This is a genomic window from Xanthobacter sp. DMC47, assembly GCF_056313845.1.
Window position 1 is genome coordinate 42,953 of record NZ_JBQUZM010000009.1, and the last position, 21,880, is coordinate 64,832.

At 61.6% G+C, this 21,880-nt stretch carries 32 protein-coding genes; 7 read left to right on the forward strand and 25 right to left on the reverse strand.

The window, feature by feature from the left end:
- Positions 1-28: 28 nt before the first annotated feature.
- From ACT54R_RS24785 to ACT54R_RS24845, 13 genes are all read right to left on the reverse strand, one after another.
- Positions 29-1,615, reverse strand: coding sequence for a hypothetical protein (locus ACT54R_RS24785; protein WP_476331544.1), 1,587 nt, complete (start codon positions 1,613-1,615; stop codon positions 29-31).
- 58 nt (positions 1,616-1,673) lie between these two features.
- Positions 1,674-2,945 carry a phage terminase large subunit gene (locus tag ACT54R_RS24790; protein WP_476331547.1) on the reverse strand — a complete coding sequence of 424 codons (1,272 nt, stop codon included), beginning with the start codon at positions 2,943-2,945 and terminating at the stop codon, positions 1,674-1,676.
- Positions 2,932-3,558, reverse strand: coding sequence for a helix-turn-helix domain-containing protein (locus tag ACT54R_RS24795; RefSeq protein WP_476331550.1), 627 nt, complete (start codon positions 3,556-3,558; stop codon positions 2,932-2,934). The genes ACT54R_RS24790 and ACT54R_RS24795 overlap by 14 nt, the downstream gene beginning before the upstream one ends.
- A gap of 125 nt (positions 3,559-3,683) precedes the next feature.
- Positions 3,684-3,932, reverse strand: a complete 249-nt coding sequence (locus tag ACT54R_RS24800) for a hypothetical protein (RefSeq protein WP_476331553.1) — start codon at positions 3,930-3,932, stop codon at positions 3,684-3,686.
- Entirely contained in the window at positions 3,929-4,846 is a 918-nt protein-coding gene (locus tag ACT54R_RS24805; protein ID WP_476331556.1) for a hypothetical protein, read from the reverse strand. Before ACT54R_RS24805 ends, ACT54R_RS24800 begins: the two co-directional genes overlap by 4 nt.
- On the reverse strand, positions 4,843-5,064 hold the full coding sequence (locus tag ACT54R_RS24810; RefSeq protein ID WP_476331558.1) for a hypothetical protein: 222 nt from the start codon (positions 5,062-5,064) through the stop codon (positions 4,843-4,845). Before ACT54R_RS24810 ends, ACT54R_RS24805 begins: the two co-directional genes overlap by 4 nt.
- On the reverse strand, positions 5,061-5,273 hold the full coding sequence (locus ACT54R_RS24815) for a hypothetical protein (RefSeq protein ID WP_476331561.1): 213 nt from the start codon (positions 5,271-5,273) through the stop codon (positions 5,061-5,063). The genes ACT54R_RS24810 and ACT54R_RS24815 overlap by 4 nt, the downstream gene beginning before the upstream one ends.
- Complete coding sequence (locus ACT54R_RS24820) at positions 5,273-5,728, reverse strand: phosphatase domain-containing protein (RefSeq protein WP_476331564.1); 456 nt, start codon at positions 5,726-5,728, stop codon at positions 5,273-5,275. Before ACT54R_RS24820 ends, ACT54R_RS24815 begins: the two co-directional genes overlap by 1 nt.
- On the reverse strand, positions 5,725-6,357 hold the full coding sequence (locus ACT54R_RS24825; protein ID WP_476331567.1) for an ATP-binding cassette domain-containing protein: 633 nt from the start codon (positions 6,355-6,357) through the stop codon (positions 5,725-5,727). Before ACT54R_RS24825 ends, ACT54R_RS24820 begins: the two co-directional genes overlap by 4 nt.
- Positions 6,354-6,719 carry a hypothetical protein gene (locus ACT54R_RS24830; protein WP_476331570.1) on the reverse strand — a complete coding sequence of 122 codons (366 nt, stop codon included), beginning with the start codon at positions 6,717-6,719 and terminating at the stop codon, positions 6,354-6,356. Before ACT54R_RS24830 ends, ACT54R_RS24825 begins: the two co-directional genes overlap by 4 nt.
- Positions 6,719-7,381, reverse strand: coding sequence for a ParB/Srx family N-terminal domain-containing protein (locus ACT54R_RS24835; protein ID WP_476331573.1), 663 nt, complete (start codon positions 7,379-7,381; stop codon positions 6,719-6,721). Before ACT54R_RS24835 ends, ACT54R_RS24830 begins: the two co-directional genes overlap by 1 nt.
- Positions 7,371-7,562 carry a hypothetical protein gene (locus tag ACT54R_RS24840; protein WP_476331576.1) on the reverse strand — a complete coding sequence of 64 codons (192 nt, stop codon included), beginning with the start codon at positions 7,560-7,562 and terminating at the stop codon, positions 7,371-7,373. Before ACT54R_RS24840 ends, ACT54R_RS24835 begins: the two co-directional genes overlap by 11 nt.
- Positions 7,559-8,224, reverse strand: coding sequence for a ParB/RepB/Spo0J family partition protein (locus ACT54R_RS24845; RefSeq protein ID WP_476331579.1), 666 nt, complete (start codon positions 8,222-8,224; stop codon positions 7,559-7,561). The genes ACT54R_RS24840 and ACT54R_RS24845 overlap by 4 nt, the downstream gene beginning before the upstream one ends.
- 75 nt (positions 8,225-8,299) lie before the next feature.
- On the opposite strand from ACT54R_RS24845, the gene ACT54R_RS24850 reads away from it, so the two are divergent.
- The 7 genes from ACT54R_RS24850 (at position 8,300) to ACT54R_RS24880 (ending at position 13,005) form a co-directional block, all read left to right on the forward strand.
- Positions 8,300-9,883 (forward strand): DEAD/DEAH box helicase, encoded by a 1,584-nt coding sequence (locus ACT54R_RS24850; protein WP_476331582.1) that lies wholly within the window; start codon positions 8,300-8,302, stop codon positions 9,881-9,883.
- A gap of 66 nt (positions 9,884-9,949) precedes the next feature.
- Complete coding sequence (locus ACT54R_RS24855) at positions 9,950-10,087, forward strand: hypothetical protein (RefSeq protein WP_476331585.1); 138 nt, start codon at positions 9,950-9,952, stop codon at positions 10,085-10,087.
- A gap of 74 nt (positions 10,088-10,161) precedes the next feature.
- Positions 10,162-10,719, forward strand: coding sequence for a hypothetical protein (locus tag ACT54R_RS24860; protein ID WP_476331588.1), 558 nt, complete (start codon positions 10,162-10,164; stop codon positions 10,717-10,719).
- Positions 10,719-11,564, forward strand: a complete 846-nt coding sequence (locus tag ACT54R_RS24865) for a hypothetical protein (RefSeq protein ID WP_476331591.1) — start codon at positions 10,719-10,721, stop codon at positions 11,562-11,564. Before ACT54R_RS24860 ends, ACT54R_RS24865 begins: the two co-directional genes overlap by 1 nt.
- A complete protein-coding gene (locus ACT54R_RS24870) occupies positions 11,564-12,019 on the forward strand; it encodes a hypothetical protein (RefSeq protein WP_476331594.1) in 456 nt (151 codons plus the stop codon). The genes ACT54R_RS24865 and ACT54R_RS24870 overlap by 1 nt, the downstream gene beginning before the upstream one ends.
- A 69-nt stretch (positions 12,020-12,088) precedes the next feature.
- Positions 12,089-12,736, forward strand: a complete 648-nt coding sequence (locus ACT54R_RS24875) for a nucleotide-binding protein (protein ID WP_476331597.1) — start codon at positions 12,089-12,091, stop codon at positions 12,734-12,736.
- Positions 12,733-13,005: a hypothetical protein gene (locus ACT54R_RS24880; RefSeq protein WP_476331600.1), complete on the forward strand. Its 273-nt coding sequence runs from the start codon at positions 12,733-12,735 to the stop codon at positions 13,003-13,005. Before ACT54R_RS24875 ends, ACT54R_RS24880 begins: the two co-directional genes overlap by 4 nt.
- A 366-nt stretch (positions 13,006-13,371) precedes the next feature.
- Here ACT54R_RS24880 and ACT54R_RS24885 read toward each other — a convergent pair whose 3' ends face one another.
- From ACT54R_RS24885 to ACT54R_RS24940, 12 genes are all read right to left on the reverse strand, one after another.
- Positions 13,372-13,956, reverse strand: a complete 585-nt coding sequence (locus ACT54R_RS24885; RefSeq protein WP_476331603.1) for a hypothetical protein — start codon at positions 13,954-13,956, stop codon at positions 13,372-13,374.
- A gap of 615 nt (positions 13,957-14,571) precedes the next feature.
- Entirely contained in the window at positions 14,572-14,883 is a 312-nt protein-coding gene (locus tag ACT54R_RS24890) for a hypothetical protein (RefSeq protein WP_476331606.1), read from the reverse strand.
- Positions 14,884-15,205: 322 nt separating this feature from the next.
- Positions 15,206-15,520: a hypothetical protein gene (locus tag ACT54R_RS24895; RefSeq protein ID WP_476331609.1), complete on the reverse strand. Its 315-nt coding sequence runs from the start codon at positions 15,518-15,520 to the stop codon at positions 15,206-15,208.
- A gap of 72 nt (positions 15,521-15,592) precedes the next feature.
- Positions 15,593-15,880, reverse strand: coding sequence for a hypothetical protein (locus ACT54R_RS24900; protein WP_476331612.1), 288 nt, complete (start codon positions 15,878-15,880; stop codon positions 15,593-15,595).
- Positions 15,881-15,962: 82 nt separating this feature from the next.
- Complete coding sequence (locus ACT54R_RS24905) at positions 15,963-16,286, reverse strand: hypothetical protein (protein ID WP_476331615.1); 324 nt, start codon at positions 16,284-16,286, stop codon at positions 15,963-15,965.
- Between the two features lie 425 nt (positions 16,287-16,711).
- Positions 16,712-17,833 (reverse strand): hypothetical protein, encoded by a 1,122-nt coding sequence (locus tag ACT54R_RS24910; RefSeq protein ID WP_476331618.1) that lies wholly within the window; start codon positions 17,831-17,833, stop codon positions 16,712-16,714.
- Positions 17,834-19,082: 1,249 nt separating this feature from the next.
- Positions 19,083-19,472 (reverse strand): phosphoglycerate kinase, encoded by a 390-nt coding sequence (locus tag ACT54R_RS24915; RefSeq protein ID WP_476331621.1) that lies wholly within the window; start codon positions 19,470-19,472, stop codon positions 19,083-19,085.
- A gap of 366 nt (positions 19,473-19,838) precedes the next feature.
- The gene (gene kdsA / locus ACT54R_RS24920; protein WP_476331624.1) at positions 19,839-20,726 is read right to left on the reverse strand and encodes a 3-deoxy-8-phosphooctulonate synthase; all 888 of its coding nucleotides are present in this window, start codon (positions 20,724-20,726) and stop codon (positions 19,839-19,841) included.
- Positions 20,723-20,971, reverse strand: coding sequence for a hypothetical protein (locus tag ACT54R_RS24925; protein ID WP_476331626.1), 249 nt, complete (start codon positions 20,969-20,971; stop codon positions 20,723-20,725). The genes kdsA and ACT54R_RS24925 overlap by 4 nt, the downstream gene beginning before the upstream one ends.
- Positions 20,968-21,198 (reverse strand): hypothetical protein, encoded by a 231-nt coding sequence (locus ACT54R_RS24930; RefSeq protein ID WP_476331629.1) that lies wholly within the window; start codon positions 21,196-21,198, stop codon positions 20,968-20,970. Before ACT54R_RS24930 ends, ACT54R_RS24925 begins: the two co-directional genes overlap by 4 nt.
- Positions 21,185-21,484 (reverse strand): hypothetical protein, encoded by a 300-nt coding sequence (locus ACT54R_RS24935; protein ID WP_476331632.1) that lies wholly within the window; start codon positions 21,482-21,484, stop codon positions 21,185-21,187. Before ACT54R_RS24935 ends, ACT54R_RS24930 begins: the two co-directional genes overlap by 14 nt.
- A complete protein-coding gene (locus ACT54R_RS24940) occupies positions 21,481-21,849 on the reverse strand; it encodes a hypothetical protein (protein ID WP_476331635.1) in 369 nt (122 codons plus the stop codon). The genes ACT54R_RS24935 and ACT54R_RS24940 overlap by 4 nt, the downstream gene beginning before the upstream one ends.
- Between the last annotated feature and the right edge of the window lie 31 nt (positions 21,850-21,880).

A 21,880-nucleotide genomic window follows, 5' to 3' on the forward strand; every position in this document is an offset into this window, starting at 1 on the left:
ATCGCTTGACCCATGGGGGTTGCCTTGGTCATGCGACCGAGGTCTTCTTCTGAGTGGCGTCCGTCACCTGCCCCTGACGATTGGCATCGCTCGGGTTCTTGGGTTGACGGGTGCTGCTCGGATTGGAGAATTTGCCGGTTGCGGCAGAGAGCCGGGCCGCCTGCTCGACAGGGTCCTTCGGCCAGGAATTCAGCTCCGAGATCAGAGCCGACTTCACCTTGCTGTCGATCTGCGGGAAGAGCTTCTCGATGACCTGCTTCATCTGCTCGCGGCGCACGCCCTCGGGCGCGTCGATCAGCGACAGGCGCTCGGCCAGCGTGAACTCGTCGAACAGAGAGCGGACATCGAATGTGTCGGGATAGGAGACGATCTCCTCTTCCGGCTCCTTGATGGAGTTGTAGAGGCAGACTAGCCGCACGAGGCGGTTCTCGACGTTCTCCAGCGCCGCGGCCTTCGAGGTCAGCAGCGAGTTCAGCCGGTCGAAATTGTAGGCCTTGGCGACGCCGGAGGAATTGTCCTGCCCGACGGCGTTGTCGGTCTGGGTGCGATCGGCACTGGCGCCGATCGTGTTGTAGATCTCGCCGATGATCTTGTTGATCACGGAGAGGATTACGCCAGCCTGCTTTGGATCAGGCGACAGGAATTCGGGCTTGCCGCCGCCCTCGCCGTCATAGGTGAAGACGCGCTTCGTCCCCATCTCCATCAGCTTGTCGGCGGCGTCCTCACCCGAGGGGATACCCTGGGCCGGCATGGCGAGCTGCGAGAAGGTCTGATCCTGGATGATGGCGTCGAGGTTCGACAGATAGTTGGCCGAGGCGCGATCGAGATAGGCGATGTCCTCGATCAGGCCGGGCGAGCTGTAGCGGTGATCGCCGATGACGTGATCGGCCGGGAACGCCGGCACCTCGCCGATCGAGACAATGCCCTCTTCGACCAGGACGACGTTCGGGTCCTCAGAGCCGCTCTTGGGCTTGTTCTCGTACTCGAACAGGCGCCAGCGGTCCTTTTCCCACAGACGGAAGCGCTCGCGCACCTCGCCGGTCGCCTTGATCGGGTCGGCGTCGTCGCGCTTGGTCTCGCGCACGAGAATCCAGTTGAGCCCGCCCTTGTCGTCGAAGCCGATGTCGAGGACGTTCTGCGGCTTGACGATGTAGGCGTAGACACGCGCCCCGGTCTCCTTGGCATCGGCGACCGACACCACGTTCTCGGGCACATTGCTGTCGACGATGATCCAGGGGCGACCGAAGATCGAGCTGTTGGTGGAGACCAGCTGCATGAACTGGTTGATGTCCAGGCCGGTCAGCGTCGTATTGGTCCAGAAATCCTTGATCGCCGGGTTCGCATCGTCCCAGTTGCGGCGGACAGGACTCTTGAAGATGTACTTCTGAACGAGGTCGACGGACTCGCGCGTGTGATTGAAGCGGTAGCCGCGGCCGATACGATCCTCGTACTCCTTCTGGCCTTCCTTGATGTAGCGGAAGAGGTTCTCCTTGAACCAGTCGCGGCCGCCGTAATAGGTGCTCTCAAGAAAGTCCCAGTGGGTCAGACGATCCGCATAATCGGGATGTCGCCGCTTCAGGAACGTCTTCAGAACCGTCTGATTGATCGCAGCCATGCCGAACCTGGAGAGCCAAAGAGCCCTAATGTTAAATCAAAATTGATTTAACCACAAGTCAGACAGACAGACCCATGACCTTGATGCCGCGCACCGGGAATTCGATCTCCATCGCATAGCCGAGAGCGTCCGCCGGATGCTCGACGCCGGCCTTCTTGTCGACCTCGCGCGAGCCTTCCTTGTAGATCGTCTGTTCCAGCGCCGAGATGACGTTCTTACACTTGCGGTCGATCTTCAGACGAACCATGCCGTCGGCGGTCTGAAGCATCCGGTTCACCGCGTTGACGCGATCGGCGACCTTCGGGTGCTTGCGCCGGAACTTGATCCGCTTGAAGCCGGCCTCGCGCAGGATGTCGAGGTCGGACTCGCCGCGGGCGTGGCTGCGGTTCTGACCGGCCGGATCGGGGTAGAAGGTGATGGTCTTCAGCCAGCGATAGTAGCGCCGGGCGACCTCGTCGGCGGTCTCCTGGGTGTTGGAGCTGGGCAGGATGATCTCGTCGATCACCCAGACCTCGCCGTTCGGCTGGGGCTGCATCACCACCGAGCTCATCGGGTCGATATTGAAGTCCTGGCCGATCCAGATCGGCAGCTTCGGGTTGAACTTGTAGTCGCCGACGTGCTTCTTGCGATCGAAGGCGTAATAGACGCGGCCAGCCATCGTCTCGAAGGAGGCTTCGTACTCCTGGCGGAACGACTTCTCGTCGAGGTTGTGGCGCGCCTCCTCGATTTCCGACTTCGGGATGAAGGGCGACGTGATGGTCGGCAGCTGCCAGCTCTTGTAGCTGTTGCGCCGCATCCGGCCCTTGGCGTCGGTGTAGGTCTCGCCACGCTCGCCGAGCATGTAGAGATCGTAGAGCCAGTTGAACGACTTCGGCGTGCCGATGATCAGGGCGCGGCCGAGGGTCGAGGACAGGGTCGGGTAGAGGACCTTGTACCAGGTGTCGGAGACGATATCCTGCGCCTCGTCGATCACGACCAGGTTCAGGCCGACGCCGCGGAGCGTGTCGGGCTTGTCGGCGCCCTTCAGCTCGATGCGACTGCCGTTCACGAGCCGGATCGTCATCCGGGTCTCGTTGATGCCGTTGAATTTCACCCACTCGCGCGGGATGGCGTCCTTGAGCTCGTCCCACAGGATCGAGCGCGCCATGCCATAGGTCGGCGCCACGTACCAGATCAGCTGCTTGGGCTTGCGCGCCGCCATGCGGATCATGGTGATCTTGGACAGCTGGGTCTTGCCCCAGCGTCGGCCGGCAACCACCACCCGGAAACGATGCGTGTCCGCAAAGACCTCACGCTGCTTTGCGTGGAGCGTGAGCCTATGCTTCTTCATCATCCTCTTCCGAGATGATCTCGTCTTCGTCTTCCTCGCTCGGCAGGATGTCGTCGTCGCTCTCGGCTTCGTTCCGGGCGTGGTGAGCCTTGATGTCGTCGTCGGTGAGATCGTCGATGACGAGGTTGGGCAGCGACTCTTCGTCGATATCGCGGTTGGCCTGGAGCACGTCGAGACGACCGATCCGGGTCTGTTCGATGATGGCCGCAGCCAGGCGCAGCGCCTTCAGGTCGGGATAGACGCTCTTGGGCGACAGCGAAGCCTTGGCCGCGTCCACCAGCAGCTTCATGGTGCTCTTGCTGATGTTGTCGAGGAACAGGTAGGTGTTCTCGCGGGTCTCCTCGATACGCTGCCGGCGCTTACTCTCGAAGGTGACGACCGCGGCGACGTGCGCTGCCTTCACTTCCTTCTCGACGGCCTTGGCGACCTCGCCGGCACGCGAACCCTTGACGATCCCGTTCTTCTTGAAGTGCTGGGAGAGCGCCGACGGGGTCACGTCAAAGCGTTCCGCGAGATCCGCGGCGCTGTGCTCCCCGAGCTCGTAAAGCGTGACGATCTCGGCCCACTGGGCCTCGGTCAGCTTCTTCGTCTTCGTCGGCGACTCTTTGGACATAAATCAATCCTGATTAAACCACCGGAGGCTGAAAATCCGGAGCCATCTCCAGAAAGATATAATACTAGATACAGTATATTATAATTCTCTGGAGATGGCTGCGGAAATCCAAACGATGTCTCCGGCTATTTGCGGAAGCTGCTGTAGGCGTCGAGGGTCGGGCGGAACGTCATCACACGGTTCTTTCCATAGAATGTCTGGATGTACCCGGCCCGTGTGAGCCGGCGCAGCGACTGATGCACCGCTTGCTTTGTCACCGGATAGTAGGACAGGCTCTTCCACAGCTTCTCGAACGCCAGGTCTTCCCCGGCGTCCGCCGCTTCCAGGATCTTGTTGACGATCTCGACCTGCTTGTCGGTGAAGGCGATGCTCATTGCAGCTCCGGGATCTTCAGCGGCTCACCCGGCTTCTGCCAGTCGAACGCGGTCAGGGGGAGACGCTCGGGCAGCGTCCGGCCGGCGTCGGGGTTCTTCCAGACCCCGTACATGGGCGAGGCGAGCACGATCTGCTGAAGCGAGCGGATCAGGGTGCGCTCATCCATGCCGGCGACCCGGTCGCGGCCGCGATCCCGGTTCGAGCCGGTCTTCTCCAGCGCGCTGTGCCGGTAATAGAACGCCCGGCAGTCCTCGATCGCCCGGTCACGCGCCGACGGGTTCATCTCGGCGATCTCGGTGAGAATGGCCTCGAAGTCCTGCGGGTTGGCCTCGAACGTCGACCGGAAGAACTTGATGCCGGCGTCGTAGGTGTTCGAGTTGAGCGGCTTCACGAACCGGAAGCCGGCCTTCTGCCCGAAGAAGTTGAACTTGGACATGGAGGACTGGATCTCCATGAACGTCTTGCCTTCCAGACGCGAGGCGAGGTTCATGAAGCGATAGCCGCAGCCGATGCCGCGATACATGGTGTCCACCACGAAGCGCGAGATCACCCGCAGGTTCTGGTTCACCCAGATGTAGCGATAGGTGTTGGTGAGCTTGGTCTCCCCTGCCCCCGGCTTGATCGTCGGAAAGGCGATGTGCCGTTCCTTCAGCAGCCCCTTGGGATTGCCGGTGACGAGCACGCCGATGGTTTCGCCATGCAGCGTGAGGCGCCAGAAGCGCGGACCCGTCGGCAGGTTCTCGGCCTTGTAGTGCAGGTCGTGGAGCAGGTTCCAGTCGTCCTTGGTGCCCCGCTCCACCATCATTTCGCCGAGCAGCGAGAAACGCGCCCTGGGCGCTTCGTCGCGCGCGAACAGGGTTTCATACGTCGCGGGGTCGAAACGCCCGCCGGTGACGCTCTCAGCGGGTTTCATCGCAGATTCCTGCGTCGTTCGAGCACGCGCGCGCAGTGCTGCTTGTGTAGGGCGTCGAGAATGCGACACAGGACGCAGCCCCAACGCTGCCCGCCCTCGCGCGCCTTCGCGGCCCGCAGCGAGACGGTCTCGTGGGGCTCGCCGAGGAGGAGCACGTTCAGCACCTGGTCGAAGGCGACGAACAGGTTGTAGGGAATGCGGAGAGTCTTCCTGATCACAGCAGCGCCCAGATCAGCCAGGCGACGAGCGACACGATGGTCGCGGCGAGCAGCCCGAGAAGGATGATGATCCCGTCGAAGAGCGTGCCGAAGCCGTACCAGTCATAGGAACTGGTCTGCGGCCGCGTGGTCAGAACGACCACGAGATAGCTCACGAGGGTGACAAGGACCGGCACGATCCACCAGCCGATGGTGAGGGAGAGCGTCATCAGTAGTCGCCCTCGCACACATGCAGGCAGCGCACGCCGTTGTCGCGCCACATCTGGGCGACCCGCTTGCGATCCTCGACGGCGAACATCGGGTCGTAATCGAACAACCGGATGGCGTCGAGCATCTCCTTCTTGACCACCGTGTCGTCCCGGCGATCGCCGTCGCGCCGCATCATCAGCGTGTGGAACTTGATGTTGTTGCGGCTCAGCCACTCGATCGTCATGCGCCGGTCATTCTCAGGCCGCCCGGTGCAGATGATCACGGGGAAGTCCCGCGCGAGCTGGTTGTTGAGCGTGACGATCTCATGGTTGGGCTTGTCGAAGCGCGCGGCCGCGAAGAAGGCGTCCCAGGAGGCATCCGGGCCGGAATGAGCGCCCTTGGGCAGCAGGTGCAGACGGTGCTCGGCGTTCGCCAGCGTTCCGTCGATATCCATGATGACGCAATAGCCCTTCATGCGGCCTCCAGTTCCACGCGCTCGCGGAAGCGCTTGGTGATGGTGAGAGACGGCGCGAGCTCATCGCGCAGATCGGTGTGGGTGGTCGCGACCATCAGCGTCTTGCCGAGGGTGCGGGCGACCTTCTGCATGTTGAAGGCGACGACTCGGGCAGTGACGCGATCGAGGATGGCGCCGAACTCGTCGGCGACCCACACGTCGGCGTCATCCTCCATGACCTTCGCCAGCTTCAGTCGGTAGCGCTGCCCGTCGGACAGCTCGGACGGCTTGCGGATGTAGATCCAGGCGTCCGAGATTCCCGCCTTGGCGAGCAGATCCGCGGCCTGGGTGGTGGAGGAGCCGACAAGCTCGATCACTGGGCGGTCGGGCAGCTCGATCTCGTTGAGGTCGGCCACCTTGAGGCCGCCGGCGCGCATCTGGGCGACCAGATCCTTCAGCAGCAGTGATTTGCCGGAGCCGGACTGGCCCGTGATGTAGACCACGTCGCCCTGGTTCACCTCGACTTCGAGGTGGTCATAGATCACGAACTCCTTGTTGGAGAGGCCGAGGCCGAAGCCTTCAGCGATCTCCAGCACCCGGGGCGTGCGCTCGACGGACGAGGTGAACTTGCGGTCGATGACGTACTTCACGAGTCCAGCTCCGGCACGGGTTCCATGACATCCGGTGCCGAGCAGCCGACCATCGCCATATCGATGGCGTCGATCTGACCAACATCCAGATAGAGACGGGACGCCTCATGAAGGGCGACCGAGAAGCGCGCGCCCGGCACACCCATCTCGGCGTTGTCGGGATTGACCATGAAGCTCACGAAACTCTGGGCGACCGGGTCCCAGCCGAGAACGAAGGCGGCCTGAAGCCGGCCGGCGTCGGCCAGCTGCACCGCTTCCTTCAGAGTCTCGACGCTCTGCTGATCCCGGAATTCGGGAACGCTCTTGGGCAGCCGGAATGGCTTGCGGGTCGCAAGAGAGATGACGTTGGGCTTCTTCGCCATCAGAGCCCCTGTTCGTCGAGATGGGCGATGAGCGCGTCGATGCCCTTCTGACCGGTCTTGTCCTCGATCGAGGTCATGAACCGGCGCACGCGGCGCGACTGGGCGACCGAGATGCGCTTGAAGCCGAAGGCGTCGGCGATCGGCGCCGCGGTCTCCTCCACCTCCTCCTGCTTCTTGGCGTTCTCTTCCTTCTGCTCGTCCACCGCCTCGCCCACATCCTCGACGAAGGCGCTTTCGTCGAACTCGCCGAAATCGACGGTCAGGGCGGCGATCTCCTTGCTGTCGAACGCGAAATCGGCCAGATCGACGCCGATGTCGTTGAGCCGGAGCATCTCCTGCTGGAGGAGCGCGGTGTCGTATTCGGTGCTGGCGACCCGGTTGTCGGCGAGACGCAGGCCGTCCGCCTCTTCCTTGGTGAGATCGCCGCGCACCACCACCGGCACCCTCTTCAGGCCCAGCTTCTTGGCAGCGAGCCGGCGCCCGTGGCCGGCGATGATCACCTTGTCCTTGTCGACGACGATCGGCTGGGTCCAGCCGTTCTTCTTGATGAGCTTGGCCAGCTTCTCGACCTGCTCGTCGGAGTGCTTCTTGGCGTTGCCGGCGTAGGGAACGAGGATATCGGGGTCGAAGAACTCGACCTTCAGCATGGCGTCAGTCTTCATCGGTCATTTCCGAATAGAGTTGCATCAGCTCGTCGTCGTCGAGCTCCCTGGGCTCCTCGATGCTCTCCTCGAAGAACTCGCCGGCCCCGCAGCGCACGCAGCGCCCGCTCTGAAGCCAGCGACAGGAGACGCACTCTTGAAAGCGCAGCTGGATTTCGCCCCGATCGTCCCGGTCGCTCACGAGCCGCCTCCGAGGAGGAGGTGAACCAGGGCGTCGCCGGCATTGGTGAGATCGTCACCCGACGTGAAGCCCTGCGCCTTCTTGGTGCGGGCAATCACCTCCGCGACGCTCTCGCCGTCGGGGATCGTCACCTTGAAACGCATGATGACGTGGGTCTTCGCCGGCTTGGGTTCCGCCTCTTCCTCGGGCGTGGCGACCGTCTCGGCGATGGGATCGTCAAGGTCCAAGTCGTCGAGCGCTATATCTGTCGCTGCGAAGATCGATTTGAGATCGGGGTCGCTGAAGGGGAGGAAGCTCTGGAGGTCGTCGGTCGAGCCCAGCTCAGACAGGAGAGCGGCGAGGGCCGATGTGTCGTCGGCGCCGTATCGCGCATTGTCGGCGAGGGAGATCTCCTTCGCCTCGGTGTCGCTGATCACGCCGAGGTTCATGATCGGCACCTCGGTGTAACCGAGGTGCTTGGCGCCTTCCCAGCGATGCTCACCGCCGAGGATCTCGTAGACGGTCTCTTCGTCCTCGACGATCTCGCGGACGATGATCGGCTTGAAGAGCTTGAAGCGCCGCATGGACGCGAGGAGCTTCTCTTCGTTCTCCGGGGACACGAAATTCGTGTTCCAGGGGTTGGGCCGAAGGCGGCTCGGGGAGACAGAAAGGGCTACCGGCACAGGGCGTTCCGTGTTAAATCAATTTTGATTTAAACACACCTGGAACAAATGGCAATAGGTAGGTGCCTTGTGAATTTGACAATTGCAGCCAACGCCGTTGTCGCGAAGCTCGTGAATGCCGACGCCGACGCCCGGGCGTTCGTGACAGATCTCCTGTCATATCAAGTAGATGGGGCTGAACACACCTTCAGCTACACCAGCGGCGGCTGGGATGGTCGCTCCAGCTTCTTTTCTGTCCACACGCATTCCTTCCCGGCCGGCTTCATGCACCTCGTGCATTCTGAGCTGGTCAAGAAGGGCTATCGCCCGCAGATCGCGCGCAAGCCTCTGCCGGCGCCCTTGGGCGAGAAGAACCCGATCGTCGACGAGTTCGGCAACGACGACCCGCGCTACGACTACCAGATGAAGACGGTCGAGGCCCTGCTGCGACATGGCCGCGGCATCGCCCAGATCGCCACCGGCGGCGGCAAGTCGAAGATCGCCAAGCTCGCGGTCGCCCGGATCAAGCGCCCTACCCTCTTCCTGACCACGCGCGGGGTGCTGATGCACCAGATGAAGGACAGCTTCATCGCGGCTGGCTACAACGTGGGTGTGCTGGGTGACGGCGAGTGGACGCCCACGAAGGGCGTCAACTGCGGCATGGTGCAGACCCTGACCGCGCGCCTGGAGGAGCCCAATCTGGAGCGCGAGACCCAGGCGCTGATCGAGCAGAATGCGAAGAAGGCGACCCATGAGCAGGCGACCCGGGCCGAGCTGAAGGAGCGCGCGCGCCAGCGGGTCGAGGCGAAGACGAAGCTGCGCGCCCAGACCATCGCGCTTTTGTCGCTGTTCGAGCTGGTGATCGGCGAGGAGGCCCATGAGGCCGGCGGCAACTCCTATTATGAGATCCTGCGGCACTGCAAGAACGCCCACTACCGGCTCGCGCTGACCGCGACGCCCTTCATGCGGGCGGACGCCGAGGACAATATGCGCCTGATGGCCGCCTTCGGCCCGATCCTGATCAAGGTGTCGGAGAAGCTGCTCATCGACCGGGGCATCCTGGCGAAGCCCTATTTCCGGTTCGTCGACTGCAAGCCGCACGCGAAGCTGCACAAGACCTCGCCGTGGCAGCGCGCCCGCACGCTGGGCTACGTCCAGAACGAGCACATGCACGCCGCGGTGATCGCGGATGCGCTGAAGGCGCGCGATCACGGTCTGCCGGTGATGACCCTGGTCACGCAGATCGATCACGGCAAGATCCTGCGTGACGCCATGCGTGACGCCGGGCTCAAGGTGGTGTTCATTCGCGGCGAGCATGACAATGCCGGCCGAAAGAAGGCGCTCCAGGCACTCGCCCGGGGCGTCATCAACGTGCTGATCGGCACAACCATTCTCGATGTGGGCGTCGACGTGCCGGCCGTCGGCCTGGTGCAGCTCGCCGGCGGCGGCAAGGCAGAGATCGCGCTGCGTCAGCGGATCGGCCGCGGTCTGCGCGCAAAGAAGGCGCCGACGCCCAATGTGGCGTTCATCGCCGACTACACCTGCAATCTGAACTACACCCTGCGCGATCACTATCGGATGCGCCGAGCCATCATCGAGCAGACGCCAGGGTTTGCGGAGAACATCATTCCAGACGGAAAAGAGTTCGACTGGTCGATCTTTGAGCGAGCAGCGGAATAGATGCGCGCTATATTAAGCGCAATGAAAGCTGATGCTCGCACTATACACCTGTTCAACGAACGGGGCATGTCTGCACTGGAGTATGACGAGCTCCAGAAGGAGAATGCCCGCCTTCGCAGCGAGGTCGCGCGGCTGAAACGGATGCTGCGCGCCACCGAGCGACGAACCACCGAGCAGGTCGACACCCCTTCCGTCATTCACTGAGCCTTCCGCGGGAGCGGAGGGCTTTGGTTTGTCTATCGATTAAATCAAAATTGAATGAAGCCCCGGAGATGAAGATGTCGTTTCCCCACGTTATCGCAGTGTGTGGCAACCCGACCGCCGGCAAGACCGAGGCGCAGCTGGTCCTGGAGCAGGACTTCGGGGTCGAGATCATCGATTCCGGCCTGGCGCTCCGCGAGTTCGCCGTTCACCAGCTCGGTCTGAGCTGGGATGACGTGCTGACCCAGGCCGGCAAGCAGCGCAAGACCACGATCCTCGGGCGCGAGTGGGAGAACCGCGAGATCCTCGGCGACCTCGGCGAGAAGCTGGAGGAGATGTTCGGCCCGGACATTCTCATGTGGATCGCCCTCGGCAAGTGCAAGACCGACCGCAGCTATTCGGTCTGCGTCCGGCGCGACCAGGGCCTCTTCATCAAGAGCATGGGCGGCGTGGTCATCGGCATCAACAACCCGCTGGCGCCGGTCTCCCGACACGACTTCGACGCCTTCAATCCCGACGCGGTCGATTTCTGGATCGACAATGACGGCCTCGCCAAGGGCATGTCCAAGAGCGCGGCCCGGCGCGACCTTGCGACCAAGCTCACGAGCGTCCTGTGGCGGAAGGATGCCGCCTGATGCTTCCCGTCTATCAGAACGAAACCTTTCTCGGTCACATCGACAAGGACGTGACGCTGGAAAGGTGGGGCAGCAGCGTGATCCTGCTGCCGGCCATGCCGAGCGCGTTCGACCCGGCCCATCTTGAAGCGGTGTCCTTCAATCTCGCCCGGCGCAGCTGTGATCTAGCCATGCAGACGGTTCGAGACCTGTTCGCTGAAAATGGTTCGGGCACCCCGTTCTTTCAGCGGCTGTGGGAGCGCTATTTCATTCCGCCGGGCGCTGACTGTCAGGAGCTCAAGGTATCCGACGAGTTTCGGTACTCCTGGCATGTCGTGGAAGTCCGCAACGCGGCTGAGCACAAGCTGATCTTCATGATGCCGGACTTCGTGCCGGCGCCGATCGGCGAGAGCGTGCCCGAGGAGGAAGAGCCGATCTCCTTCACGATGGCCATGGGCACGACTGTCATGCGGCCCGTCAGCGGCGTCGAGAAGATCCTGGCCGCGCTGAACGAGAAGTCGAAGCGCAAGGACATCGTCTCCGTGCCCCGCAAGCACGGCAAGACCAGCGTGCCCGTGATCCGCGGCAAGAGCGCCGATCAGATTCTGATCGACGAGCTCTCCAAGCTTGAACCCAAAGAGGACAAGTTGAAGTCACTTCTGGATGGCCACATGGCCGCGGTCGAGCGCCGAATGGCGGACAAGCTCCGCAAGTCGCTCACCGAAGACACCATGACCAGCAACATCGCCACCGGCGGTCTCTCGACACTGTTCCCCGAACCCCTGACGGCCCCGCGCGCGGTCACGGCGAAAGAGCTGATGGACGCCATGCGTCGCTCCATGCGCGAGATCGAGGAGAAGGCCTGATGTCCATCTACAACCGGGCCACGGACTTCACCTATTCCGTCGCGCTGGAGACCCTTCAGCTTCTCCTGGGCGAGAAGCTGGGCGGCGGCGTCTATCGCGACGTGTTCGCCATGACGCTCAACCCAGACCTGGTGCTCAAGGTCGAGCCACAGGACAACGGCCGCTTCTGCAACATCCAGGAGTGGACGGCCTGGCGCGAGCTCCAGGACGATCCCGAGCTCGCCAAGTGGTTCGCCCCGTGTCACCACATCTCCTCGTGCGGCACGATCCTGGTTCAGGCGCGCACCAAGCCGCTCAAGAAGATGCCGGCCGGGGTGCCCAACGTCATGACCGATGTGAAGCTCGACAACATGGGGCTCTACAAGGGTCGGCCGGTCTTTCACGACTACGGCAACAACCGTCTGATCGGCCGCGGCATGAGCCGCTGGAAGCTGGTGCCTGGGGAACGCCTCTAATCTGGGCTCCCCAGAATCGCCCAATTGCGCTATAGCGGGTTCCGGTTTTAGCGAAACAGCGAGCCCGCTATGCTCACCATTGCCTGCCTTTCACAGAAGGGTGGAGTCGGCAAATCGACCCTGGCGCGTCTGATCGCGCGCACCTATGCCAAGGCCGATTGGCGGGTGAAGATCGCCGACTTCAACACCAAGCAGAAGACCTCGGTCGACTGGTGCGCCATGCGGATGGATCAGGCTGTGAAGCCCGAGATCGCCGCGGAGGCCTTCACCTCGATCAAGAGCGCCATTCGCCAGGAAGACCAGTTCGACTTGATGGTGTTCGACGGCCGCCCCGACTCGGACGTGTCGTCGCTGGAGATCGCCCGTGAGGCGAATCTGATCCTCGTGCCCTGCTCCACCTCCTTCGACGACCTGTCGCCCCAGGTGAAGTTCGCCCACGAGCTCCTGTCCAAGGGCATTCCCCGCTCGCGCATCCTGTTCGTCATCAACCGCGCAGCGGAGAGCCAGGTCGCCGTCGATGAGGCGAAGAGCTTCGTCACCTCGGCCGGCTATGCCGTCGCCAAAACCGACATTCCCGCGCGCACCGGCTACGAGATGGCACAGAACTCGGGTCGCGCCCTGACGGAGACCTCCTTCGTCTCCCTGAACATCCGCGCCGACGAACTCGCCCAGGAGGTCGTCGAGATCCTCACCAAAGCCACGGACGCAGCCGCATGACCAACGTGCCCCCTCCCCCGTCGCGCAAACCCCGTCTGATCGCTCCCCCGCCCGCCCCTGAGCAGGCGCCCGAGAACCTGTCCAAGCCCTCGGACTCGACCACGCTCGCGGACCTCAATTTCAAGGTCGCCCCGGCCTTCCACCGGCGTTTCAAGCTGGAGGCACTGGTGCGCGGGATGACCATGAAGGAGCTGCTGGAGGCGTGCTTCTACGCCTATCTGGAGAACAACGGCGGCACCATGGAGAAGCCCCGCCCTGATCTGATCTGAGGGTGGAAAGGATCGTCTTCCGGGAAGTCTGCCTGGTCCGGGAGGCGATCATCCTCTCTGTTGAACAGCGGGTGCCCGACTTGATCGGTACTTGATCGGGCCGGAGAGTTGCTGTGCAGGGTGGAAAGGATGTGTCAGGATGCGCGAGGCGACAGGCGGCATCCCCCTCGGATGGCACTGTGGCTCTTTGGACATACTAAGGTAATAGGCAATAATAGATACAGTATACTGTATTACGGAATCTTGTATACGGTATGCAGTATACAAGATGCGGTATGGGAGGCGCAGTTTAGGATGCGTCTAATTCGCAAGAGCACTTCGCAGAAAACGCGCGTGACGTATATCACGCGCGCTCACTGTTGATTGTCAGATATTCACTGATTCGATCAGTGCTTTCGCGCTGTCATTCAACATGAAGATCGCGTTGTTTGCGTCGTCGCGCGATTCGCGAATCATGTTGAACGTCTTGAGCGCATTGAGCGACGACGACGCTTGCGTTGACGCAGTGTTCGCGCTCGCGTGCTTCTGATACTTGACGAGCAGCTTGTCGCGCTTCGCGTCTGAGAGCTTCACTGCGACGCTGCAAGCTGCAACAGCGTCTTTCTGCGAGAGAGTCAGCTGATTCGCTTCGAGCGCGCTCGCGCTCAAGAGAATCGCGCGCGTGTAGTGATTGAGCGTCGCGACGTTCGCGAGCGTGCGCGCGATGTTGATGACTTTCTCTGCAGCGTACACGTTGTAACGCGCGTTAGAGCGTTCAGCACGATTGATGAACGTCGCATCGACGTTCGCAGCGTGCATCATCTGCGCGACGCTCACGACGCTCATTGCTTTGCGCAGATCAGCAATCGTCTTCTGCATGTTCAGCGAATCAGCGTTCTTCGCGATTTCGTAAGTCAAGCGCGACTCAAGCGCTTCGATGAGAGCAGAGTGATAAGTGTTCATGTCAGTCATGTGAAAGTCTCGCGTTGCTGTCGTTAGTAGAGCGTCAGTCGTTGCTGACAGTTAGACAGTCGCATGATTCGTGATTCGCTTCAATCAAAATCGACTGAACCCCAGAAAAAAAGTTGGGGCAGCGCAACAACTTATGGGGCGTCGCACACTTCGCACATGCAGCCGATGTGAAAGAGTTGTTCGCACTCGCAGCCGACGTGAATACCGCCTTCGCACATGCAGCCGATGTTGTATTGCGTATACCGTATACATAATACTTCATACGATATTCAATATTACCGTATACAACATACATAATACAGTATTACTAATACATAATACTAAATAAAGTAGACAAATGCCGCGGTAGTCCGAGGCATTTGGCGGGTCCCATGGACTTATGCCGTTCCAAAATTTTCCGCAAGGCCCGTCCCTCGCCTATTTCCCGGCAGGACGATTTCCATCCACCCGCACCACGCACTTGTGCCTTGGGTCCCTGCGGGCGTACCGAGCCTGCTCACAGGCGACCTTGGTCATCCCGGTCTCCACCACCTGCACCTTGCACGGAGCCCCGGAGGACCCCGTGCAGACCACAACGATGAGCGCGTAGATAGCGGACACCCCTGCCCTCCCCTGTCAGGCTGCGACCACGGAACGCGCCGGAGCGTTCTGGATGCGCTGGTGATGATCGGCCCGGCGCGGGATGCCTGCAAGACGGCCCCATTCGCTCCAGGGCAGACGCACGTCGGGGAACCGCTGGTGCGCCTTGAAGTACCGGCGCATGACACGGGCGGCGGTGTAGGCGTGGCTGATGCCTGTGTAGATCGCAGGCGCGTCGATGCTGAACCGCTTGCCCCGCTCCAGGTCTCGCACCACAGCACGAACACCAACCGGGCACGACAGTCCGACGCCGGAGAGATAGACATTGGTCTCGATGAACAGCGACATGATCAGAAGCTCCCAGGCGGGCACAGGACGCAATAGGCGAAGAACATCATCCCGCACAACGCGAGGAAGGCGATGTTTCCGACAAGCTCTCTCATGGCTGAAACCCTCGTTCGTCTCTGCTGACACTTGAGAGTGTCGCATTGCGCTTCGAGGAAGTCGGTCGGCACCGGGTGGCATCTTCATATGGGACGCGCGGCCCCATGGAGAGCCCACGGGAGGCCGCGGCCAGCCTGGACCGGCCTAGACCGTTCTGGACCATGGAGCGCCGCGGTGAGCCATGGGAGCCCCTCAGCACGAGAAAGGGGCGCCGGAGCGCCCCAGATCAGATGCTGATGTAGAGGGTCTCCGCATCGAGCTCTGCTGGATCTCCGACCTGCCCCAGAATGTCATCCCACATCTCCTTGAAGTCCCGCGCGACGTGCGCTGCGTTGAGAGCGTGCGAGGGGTCGAGGGATGTGCAGGTGATGATGTTGCTGCGCAGATCCACATCGATGCTGTGTCGCTCATCAAGGAGAGTCGTGGACGCTGCGCGAGGGGTTATCGTCACGATCGCGCGACGCAGCACCACATGCGCGCGCTCGCGTTGCGCATCATAGGTGTATTCGACGCACTCGTAGCATTCCAAAGACTCGCTCATGACGTTGTTCCTCGTTGCTGACTGTCTCAGTGTAGAGACAGTCAGCTAGGGATGCTTTCGGCAGCGTGAGGGTCAGATGTCGACGCTGAAGGAGATCTGCTCGGCGCTGAGGGCCGCAGGACTGTCGGACGCATCGACATGGGTCATGTAGGCGGTCTGGAGCGCGCGCACGAAGGCGTCGAGGATCTTCGACTGTACGTGGGGCTCGACATAGGCGGACTTCTCGGCGCGCTTGATGTGAATGCTCTCGCAGGGCTGATAGGTGATCTTGAAGATGAGCACGTTGGCGTCATCAGCAACGATGGCGCTGATCGTGTCGGTGTTCTCGTCGTAGCTGTAGGACGTGCAGTTGAAGTTCATGGGAGAGACTCGCTCGTGTGCGTTGCTGACACTGCATAGTCGCAGTGTCAGCTTAGGAAGTCGGTCGGGACGTGAAGGCGCTTCAGACGATGCTAAAGCGCTTCAGGCTCTCGTGAAGGAGCTGCGAGGCGTGTTGGCGCGCATCGGCGAGCGAGTCATAGGCATAGAGCGTCGTCTTCGCGTTCGGCTCGCTCTGGAACGCATAGCGATCTTCGGACGCGAACGGATCGTACTCGAACACACAGCTCAGATTGTGGTATTCCTCGGGGAGCTCGACAACACGTCCGACGAAGTCCTTCTCGTTCGTGAGGACCTCAAGATAGTATGGCTGGCCGAAGAACTCGAACACTTCGCACAGAACGGAGCTGATGGTCTCGTTGAACTGTTCCTGAGTGATCTCGTGCATGACGTAAGTCCTCGTTGCTGACGATCTACAGTCGCACGTCTCACAAAGGGATGCGGTCGGCGCCTGGTGGGAGCGCGTGTGGAGCCCCATGGACCACCTATAGCGACCGGAGAGCCATGGACGACCATGAAACGCCATGGAGTGCTCCCATGGACCCCCGAGGCACCCCATGGCCGGCGTGACCATGGACCCCCGAGGTGCCCCGTGGTCTCCCGTGGCCTGTACCTAAACCTCTACCTGGCCGTTCCACATGCCGGGGCCACGGGTTTCACCGGGTCCCACTGACCCTAGCCGTTCCAAAAATCCGCTCCGATTCAGAGGGTTTCCCCTTTAGAACCATGGCGTTCCATGGACCTGTGCGGGCCAAAAGAAGGGGCGCCTCCTTGGTGAGAGACGCCCCGAGGTGCGAGACTAGGGTACGGTGATCAGGCAGCCTTCAGCATCACCTCCAGCTTCTCCACGACCGGGTGCTCGGTGAGCTTGTACGTGGGGTTGCGGGTCGATCCCTCGGCCTTGACGACCCCGAGGGTCGCAAGCGCCTGCATCGTCGAGGAGGCCTGGGTCGGTGCGGTCGAGGAGCTGACGGTGTGACGGATCAGGACCTTCCTGATCGCCGCATCGATCTGCACCTTGTCGCTCGCCGCGGCCTTCGCGGTCTCCAGGTTGAAGGTGAACCCCGCAGCGCGACAGGCGAACAGGGACTTCATGCAGGCCCGATTGATCGCGTTGCCGAGGGTGCCCTTGTCCGTGATCGCGTAGACCACATCCGCGAGCTTTCCGAGGGCGTAGACGTTGTAGCGTGCCCCATCGTGCAGGGTGCGGTTGATGAAGGCGGGGTCGACGTTGGCGGCGATGAGGACCTTGGCGGCGCGCTTGGTGACGAGCTGCTCGCGGGCCTTCTTCAAGGTGCGCTGGATGTTCGAGTTCTCGGGGTTCTTGCGCTCCTCGAAGTCGGCGCGGGTGTCGATCTCGTCGGCGATCCACGTCACCATCTCGTCGATCTCTTCCGGCGCGATGGTCGCGAGGAGCTCGTCGTAGGCGGTCGGGATCTCGTGGGCCTCGGCCTGCGCGGCCCTGGACTCCTCGCTGACGCCCCAGCTCCCCAGCTGTGAGTGATGGTCGACGATCCCCACAGCAGCAGCGGTCGGGGCGCTCTCGGCACTGGGCTCGATCTCCATCTCAGCGAGCGCCTTGATGAACTCGGCATCGGTGTCGAAGTCGGAGCTCTCCGGGGCAACGAGGCTCGCCATCTCGTCGTTCAGGAGCTCAAGGTCGGTGACGGGCTGCGCCATCACGACCACCTCATCGCCGAAGTCGTCCACGATCACCGCGGCATCGAGGGTCGCAGGCTCTTCGCTCTGGGGCGCCGCGACGACGGGGTCGAGGATCTCGGTGATGGCGACGGTCTCGACCGGGGTCACGGTCTCGATGACGGCCGGCAGGTTCGTCACGGTCTCGGCAGGCGCTGCGGTCGTCGCTGCGGCCTTCTTGGCGCGAGAGGACTTGGTGGTCTTGGTGGCGATCTTGGAAGAAGCGGTGTTGGACATTGTCGTGTTCCTTGTGTGTGCAGTGCGTTTTGCGCTGCGTCGTTGCTGACAATGTTGATTATGCTGATCGCGGTGAGGGATAAAATTAGGAACATTCGCTGATCTCTAGGCATCTGGATGGCGCTATACACGCGCGTGCGCGTGCTTTTACGCTCACGCGAGCAGGTATGTGGCACGCGGCTCATGGGTTGTTATGGCAGTGCATGGCTCGTGAGGCTCTGTCCCATGGCGTGCCTAGGTGTCCCGAGGTGAACCATGGCATTCAACGGGGCGGCTCGTGCCATGGTGTGCCTAGGCGAGCCGAGGTGTGGTCCGAGGTACTCCATGGACTGCCATGGGTTGGCACGGGGTGTCTTAGTGCCTCAACCAGGGTAGGTCTCCAGAGGCCTCCATGCGGAGCCATGGTTCCTTGGCCCTTGGGCCGTGCCTCGGTTCCTAAAATTTCCATGGAAACGGGACGTGGGAGGCGGCCCGAAAAAGTGAGGCTCTCAGCTGAGCCGGTGATTGGACCGGGGCTGAGAGCCTCATGAGGTCAAGCTCGACGACACGAGTGCCGGAGCCTGTCAGCAACGCGAGAATCAAGCGTTTGCAGTCGCTCGATGCTCACAAGTTCAATATAGCGCGTGTTCGTTGGCATTCAAACCGGGTAGCGAGGCGTTTTCAGAGGGTGAGGCGATTGGCACGCGGCGCGGACCGCTCACACTACACACCCTCTCACCCCTCTATTTGCACGTCAGTGCATCTCTATAGGAAACGCGCTTCTCTATCACGTACCGGAGGTGTCTCTTCCAACGCCATCTCCAGAGAATGTACTCTGTCTGTCTATGTATATTATATCTTCTGGGTGTGGCTGCGGATTTCGATTGGAGAGTGACCGGCCTTTGATTGTGCGTTGTCGCTCACTCTCTGCTCTATGGTGATCAGCAATCTCCGGTCGATCTCTATTCCACGATTTTGGTGCGTGGTTATGAGAGCGTCTCTCTCTGCTCTTTTTCGATGGAAAGCCGGTTAAGTTAAGCGTCGTTTCTCTACCCTTGCAGACACTCGGTTTTTGGGTGTCGTGGGTGAGATTTTGCGTTTTGCGGTTTAGCAGAGTTAAGCAGGATTAAGCGTGCGTCCGTTCATCGGGGAATCGCCTGGTCCGGCCTGGTGTTAATGTCGGAGGTATTTAGATACACGAAAGCCTAGGGGCGGTTAACCCCTAGGCCTCGTGAAACTTGGACCGATGCGTGAGAAGTGCCATGTCTCCTCACCACCAGGCGTAGTACACGACCTCCTTGCCATTGGCCAGAGCCGTGCGTGCCTTGTGAATGAAGTCGTGGGTGTCGGCACGCTCGCGCATGGAGTTCTCGCTGGCGCCGAAGAAGAAGCCCTCGGTGTGCGGAAGCCGAGCCTGCTGCACGTCCTTCTCCAGCTGATCGAGGTCCTCGGCGGTCAGCTTGACGAACTGGAGATTGAAATCGCCGGTGCCGCCCTTCTGATGAAACAGACGTTTCATCCAGCCATGCAGATTGGCGTGCTTGCGCCAATAGTGAAGATCCGCCGGAGCCTCCGGCACGTTGTTCAGATCCGGCAGCTCGCCAGCCAATCCGTTGAACAGGCCCGGATTGGCTGCGAGGGAATACATATCGAGACCCATTGTCGTCTACCTCGTCGTTCGTGTGCGCTTCTCGATGTCTATAGCGTCGCACGAACAGCGAAGGCGTTCGGGTGGCAATATTGTTGGGGCGTGAGATCCCTTGTGAGATGTCTTTCACGCTGGACGGGAATGGCGATGTGCCTTATAAGAACAAACCGTGAACGGTATCCCCAAATACAAGCTCACCCCTGGTGCGCTCACGGATCGCCATCGCCTTATGGCTGTGTGCATCGGCTGTGGGCACCAGGCGCCGTTTCCGGTCGAGGGACTCGATCCCTATCTGGAGCTGGCGCGCCTTGAGCCGCGTCTCGTGTGTACGAAGTGTGGGCAGCGGCGCATCAACTATTTCACCGTGGAGTGGTGTGATTAGGGGACCGGGTCGAGGACCGGATGCAGCACGGTTGGCTGATGCGTGCCCTTTGCCACCTGGTCAAACATCTGGAGATGCGCGATCAGCCCTTCGAGCTCCCGGAGCGGCACCATGTTGGGGCCGTCGCTCGGTGCCTTGTCGGGATCGGGATGGGTCTCGATGAATACCGCGGCCACACCGACGGCGACGGCGGCACGAGCCAGCACGGAGACGAACTCACGCTGTCCGCCTGATGAGGTCCCCTGCCCTCCCGGCTGCTGAACCGAGTGCGTGGCGTCGAAGACCACCGGTGCGCCGGTTCTGGCGAGGATCGGCAGCGAGCGCATGTCGGAGACGAGGGTGTTGTAGCCGAAGGAGACGCCGCGCTCGGTGACGAGCACCCGTGGGTTGCCGGCGCCGGTGAGCTTGCTGACCACGTTGGTCATGTCCCAGGGCGCCAGGAACTGCCCCTTCTTCACGTTCACGGTCTTGCCGGTGCGCGCGGCCGCAACGAGCAGGTCGGTCTGCCGGCACAGGAAGGCTGGGATCTGGAGCACGTCCACCACCTCGGCCACCGGTGCGCACTGGTCGATCTCATGCACATCGGTGAGCGTGGGAAGCCCCAGGGTCTCGTTGATCTCCCCGAACACAGGCAGGGCCGCATGAAGCCCCATGCCGCGTGCAGCCGAGGCCGAGGTACGGTTCGCCTTGTCGAAGGAGGTCTTGAACACCAGGCCGATGTTGCGGCGCTGAGCCATCTCCTTCAGGGCGCTTGCCATCTCCAGGGCGTGGGCACGGCTTTCCATCTGGCACGGGCCGGCGATCAGCGTCAGCGGGAGCTGGTTGCCAAAGCGCACGTTGCCGAGTTGGACGATATTGGCAGGTGCCAGCGTGGTGCCATTCATTTAAGGGCCTTCTCGATCTCTTCGATGAGCATACGGCGTCGGTGCGAGCCGTCCCATCCTTCCATTTCCTCAAGCGCGATCTTGGTGCGCTTTAGAAGCTGCTCCAGCTTCACGATATCCCGGGCCGTCTGCTCAAGGCTCTGCTTGTTCAGGCGCTCGGCGAGGTGGTCGATCTCCCTCGTATCGCGGGCAACGAGATTGGTGAGGGCACGGCGAACCGTGATATCGGTTTGATCTTCGCTCACGATATTCTCAGCTCCTCGACCAGCATGGCCTTGATGCGATCTTCCGTCAGCGTCTCGCCGGCGGCGATCGCGGCCATGACCTTCGGGGTGATCTTCAAGCCTGCAATGGCGACCTGCGCAAGAGGCCTCTGCCGGCTGAGATCGTTGAGGACCACCTCGGGGTGGCCTGCCTTGATCACGTTCTCGATGGCGTCGGTCGCCTGGGCGTGGATTTCAGCGTGAGTCATTGGCGAGTTCCTTCTCGATGGCAGCCTTGCCTTCTTCCTCGACACGGCTTCTCAGGGCGGATGTGTGAGCGTTGACGCCATAGACCGAGCCGCGCTTGCGCACCTCGGAGGCGAGCAGCCCGTTCAGGCAGGTGGATGCGGGCCGCGGCTCCTTGAAGATAACCCAGCACCATTCAGGGCCGACGTTCCAATGCCCGGCGGCAATCGCGTGCGTCTCGTCGATCATCAGCGCCTGGAAATCGTTCATGCGCTTCCAGACCAGCGTGGATACTTTAGGGGCGGTCATGTGCTCTCCATGTGCGCGACCATCGCGCTTTCGCTCTCGAATACCACTTCCTCGTCCCGCAGTGCGTCGGGGTCGAAAATGCCAAAGCTGATGGCGATGCGGGGCATCCTGTTCGGCCAGCCGTACCGCTTCTCCATGATGAGCGCGCCGGCACAGTGCTGGTCCTTCACCCCGGGTGCATAGGCGATCGGCTCGCCGCTCTCGTCCTCGATCCGCTCACCGGTGATGGCCTTATGGCAGGTGAAGGTCTGGTCCTCGCGCAGGATGGCGTCGAGGATCTCCTGCGCCCTGCCCTTCTTGAGATAGCCGACAACGTCCTTGCGGAACGGGCAGTCCTTGCACGGGCGTTTGAGGTCGAAGTGCATGTGCTGATCCAATTCAAGATCGACTGAATAT

What these genes read in the sequence shown, in the direction of transcription:
- ACT54R_RS24785 (WP_476331544.1), bottom strand. Translation starts at nt 1,615, where the DNA reads ATGGCTGCGATCAATCAGACGGTTCTGAAGACGTTCCTGAAGCGGCGA.
- ACT54R_RS24790 (WP_476331547.1), bottom strand. Translation starts at nt 2,945, where the DNA reads ATGAAGAAGCATAGGCTCACGCTCCACGCAAAGCAGCGTGAGGTCTTT.
- ACT54R_RS24795 (WP_476331550.1), bottom strand. Translation starts at nt 3,558, where the DNA reads ATGTCCAAAGAGTCGCCGACGAAGACGAAGAAGCTGACCGAGGCCCAG.
- ACT54R_RS24800 (WP_476331553.1), bottom strand. Translation starts at nt 3,932, where the DNA reads ATGAGCATCGCCTTCACCGACAAGCAGGTCGAGATCGTCAACAAGATC.
- ACT54R_RS24805 (WP_476331556.1), bottom strand. Translation starts at nt 4,846, where the DNA reads ATGAAACCCGCTGAGAGCGTCACCGGCGGGCGTTTCGACCCCGCGACG.
- ACT54R_RS24815 (WP_476331561.1), bottom strand. Translation starts at nt 5,273, where the DNA reads ATGACGCTCTCCCTCACCATCGGCTGGTGGATCGTGCCGGTCCTTGTC.
- ACT54R_RS24820 (WP_476331564.1), bottom strand. Translation starts at nt 5,728, where the DNA reads ATGAAGGGCTATTGCGTCATCATGGATATCGACGGAACGCTGGCGAAC.
- ACT54R_RS24830 (WP_476331570.1), bottom strand. Translation starts at nt 6,719, where the DNA reads ATGGCGAAGAAGCCCAACGTCATCTCTCTTGCGACCCGCAAGCCATTC.
- ACT54R_RS24835 (WP_476331573.1), bottom strand. Translation starts at nt 7,381, where the DNA reads ATGAAGACTGACGCCATGCTGAAGGTCGAGTTCTTCGACCCCGATATC.
- ACT54R_RS24855 (WP_476331585.1), top strand. Translation starts at nt 9,950, where the DNA reads ATGTCTGCACTGGAGTATGACGAGCTCCAGAAGGAGAATGCCCGCCTT.
- ACT54R_RS24860 (WP_476331588.1), top strand. Translation starts at nt 10,162, where the DNA reads ATGTCGTTTCCCCACGTTATCGCAGTGTGTGGCAACCCGACCGCCGGC.
- ACT54R_RS24865 (WP_476331591.1), top strand. Translation starts at nt 10,719, where the DNA reads ATGCTTCCCGTCTATCAGAACGAAACCTTTCTCGGTCACATCGACAAG.
- ACT54R_RS24870 (WP_476331594.1), top strand. Translation starts at nt 11,564, where the DNA reads ATGTCCATCTACAACCGGGCCACGGACTTCACCTATTCCGTCGCGCTG.
- ACT54R_RS24875 (WP_476331597.1), top strand. Translation starts at nt 12,089, where the DNA reads ATGCTCACCATTGCCTGCCTTTCACAGAAGGGTGGAGTCGGCAAATCG.
- ACT54R_RS24880 (WP_476331600.1), top strand. Translation starts at nt 12,733, where the DNA reads ATGACCAACGTGCCCCCTCCCCCGTCGCGCAAACCCCGTCTGATCGCT.
- ACT54R_RS24885 (WP_476331603.1), bottom strand. Translation starts at nt 13,956, where the DNA reads ATGACTGACATGAACACTTATCACTCTGCTCTCATCGAAGCGCTTGAG.
- ACT54R_RS24890 (WP_476331606.1), bottom strand. Translation starts at nt 14,883, where the DNA reads ATGTCGCTGTTCATCGAGACCAATGTCTATCTCTCCGGCGTCGGACTG.
- ACT54R_RS24895 (WP_476331609.1), bottom strand. Translation starts at nt 15,520, where the DNA reads ATGAGCGAGTCTTTGGAATGCTACGAGTGCGTCGAATACACCTATGAT.
- ACT54R_RS24900 (WP_476331612.1), bottom strand. Translation starts at nt 15,880, where the DNA reads ATGAACTTCAACTGCACGTCCTACAGCTACGACGAGAACACCGACACG.
- ACT54R_RS24905 (WP_476331615.1), bottom strand. Translation starts at nt 16,286, where the DNA reads ATGCACGAGATCACTCAGGAACAGTTCAACGAGACCATCAGCTCCGTT.
- ACT54R_RS24910 (WP_476331618.1), bottom strand. Translation starts at nt 17,833, where the DNA reads ATGTCCAACACCGCTTCTTCCAAGATCGCCACCAAGACCACCAAGTCC.
- ACT54R_RS24915 (WP_476331621.1), bottom strand. Translation starts at nt 19,472, where the DNA reads ATGGGTCTCGATATGTATTCCCTCGCAGCCAATCCGGGCCTGTTCAAC.
- kdsA (WP_476331624.1), bottom strand. Translation starts at nt 20,726, where the DNA reads ATGAATGGCACCACGCTGGCACCTGCCAATATCGTCCAACTCGGCAAC.
- ACT54R_RS24930 (WP_476331629.1), bottom strand. Translation starts at nt 21,198, where the DNA reads ATGACTCACGCTGAAATCCACGCCCAGGCGACCGACGCCATCGAGAAC.
- ACT54R_RS24935 (WP_476331632.1), bottom strand. Translation starts at nt 21,484, where the DNA reads ATGACCGCCCCTAAAGTATCCACGCTGGTCTGGAAGCGCATGAACGAT.
- ACT54R_RS24940 (WP_476331635.1), bottom strand. Translation starts at nt 21,849, where the DNA reads ATGCACTTCGACCTCAAACGCCCGTGCAAGGACTGCCCGTTCCGCAAG.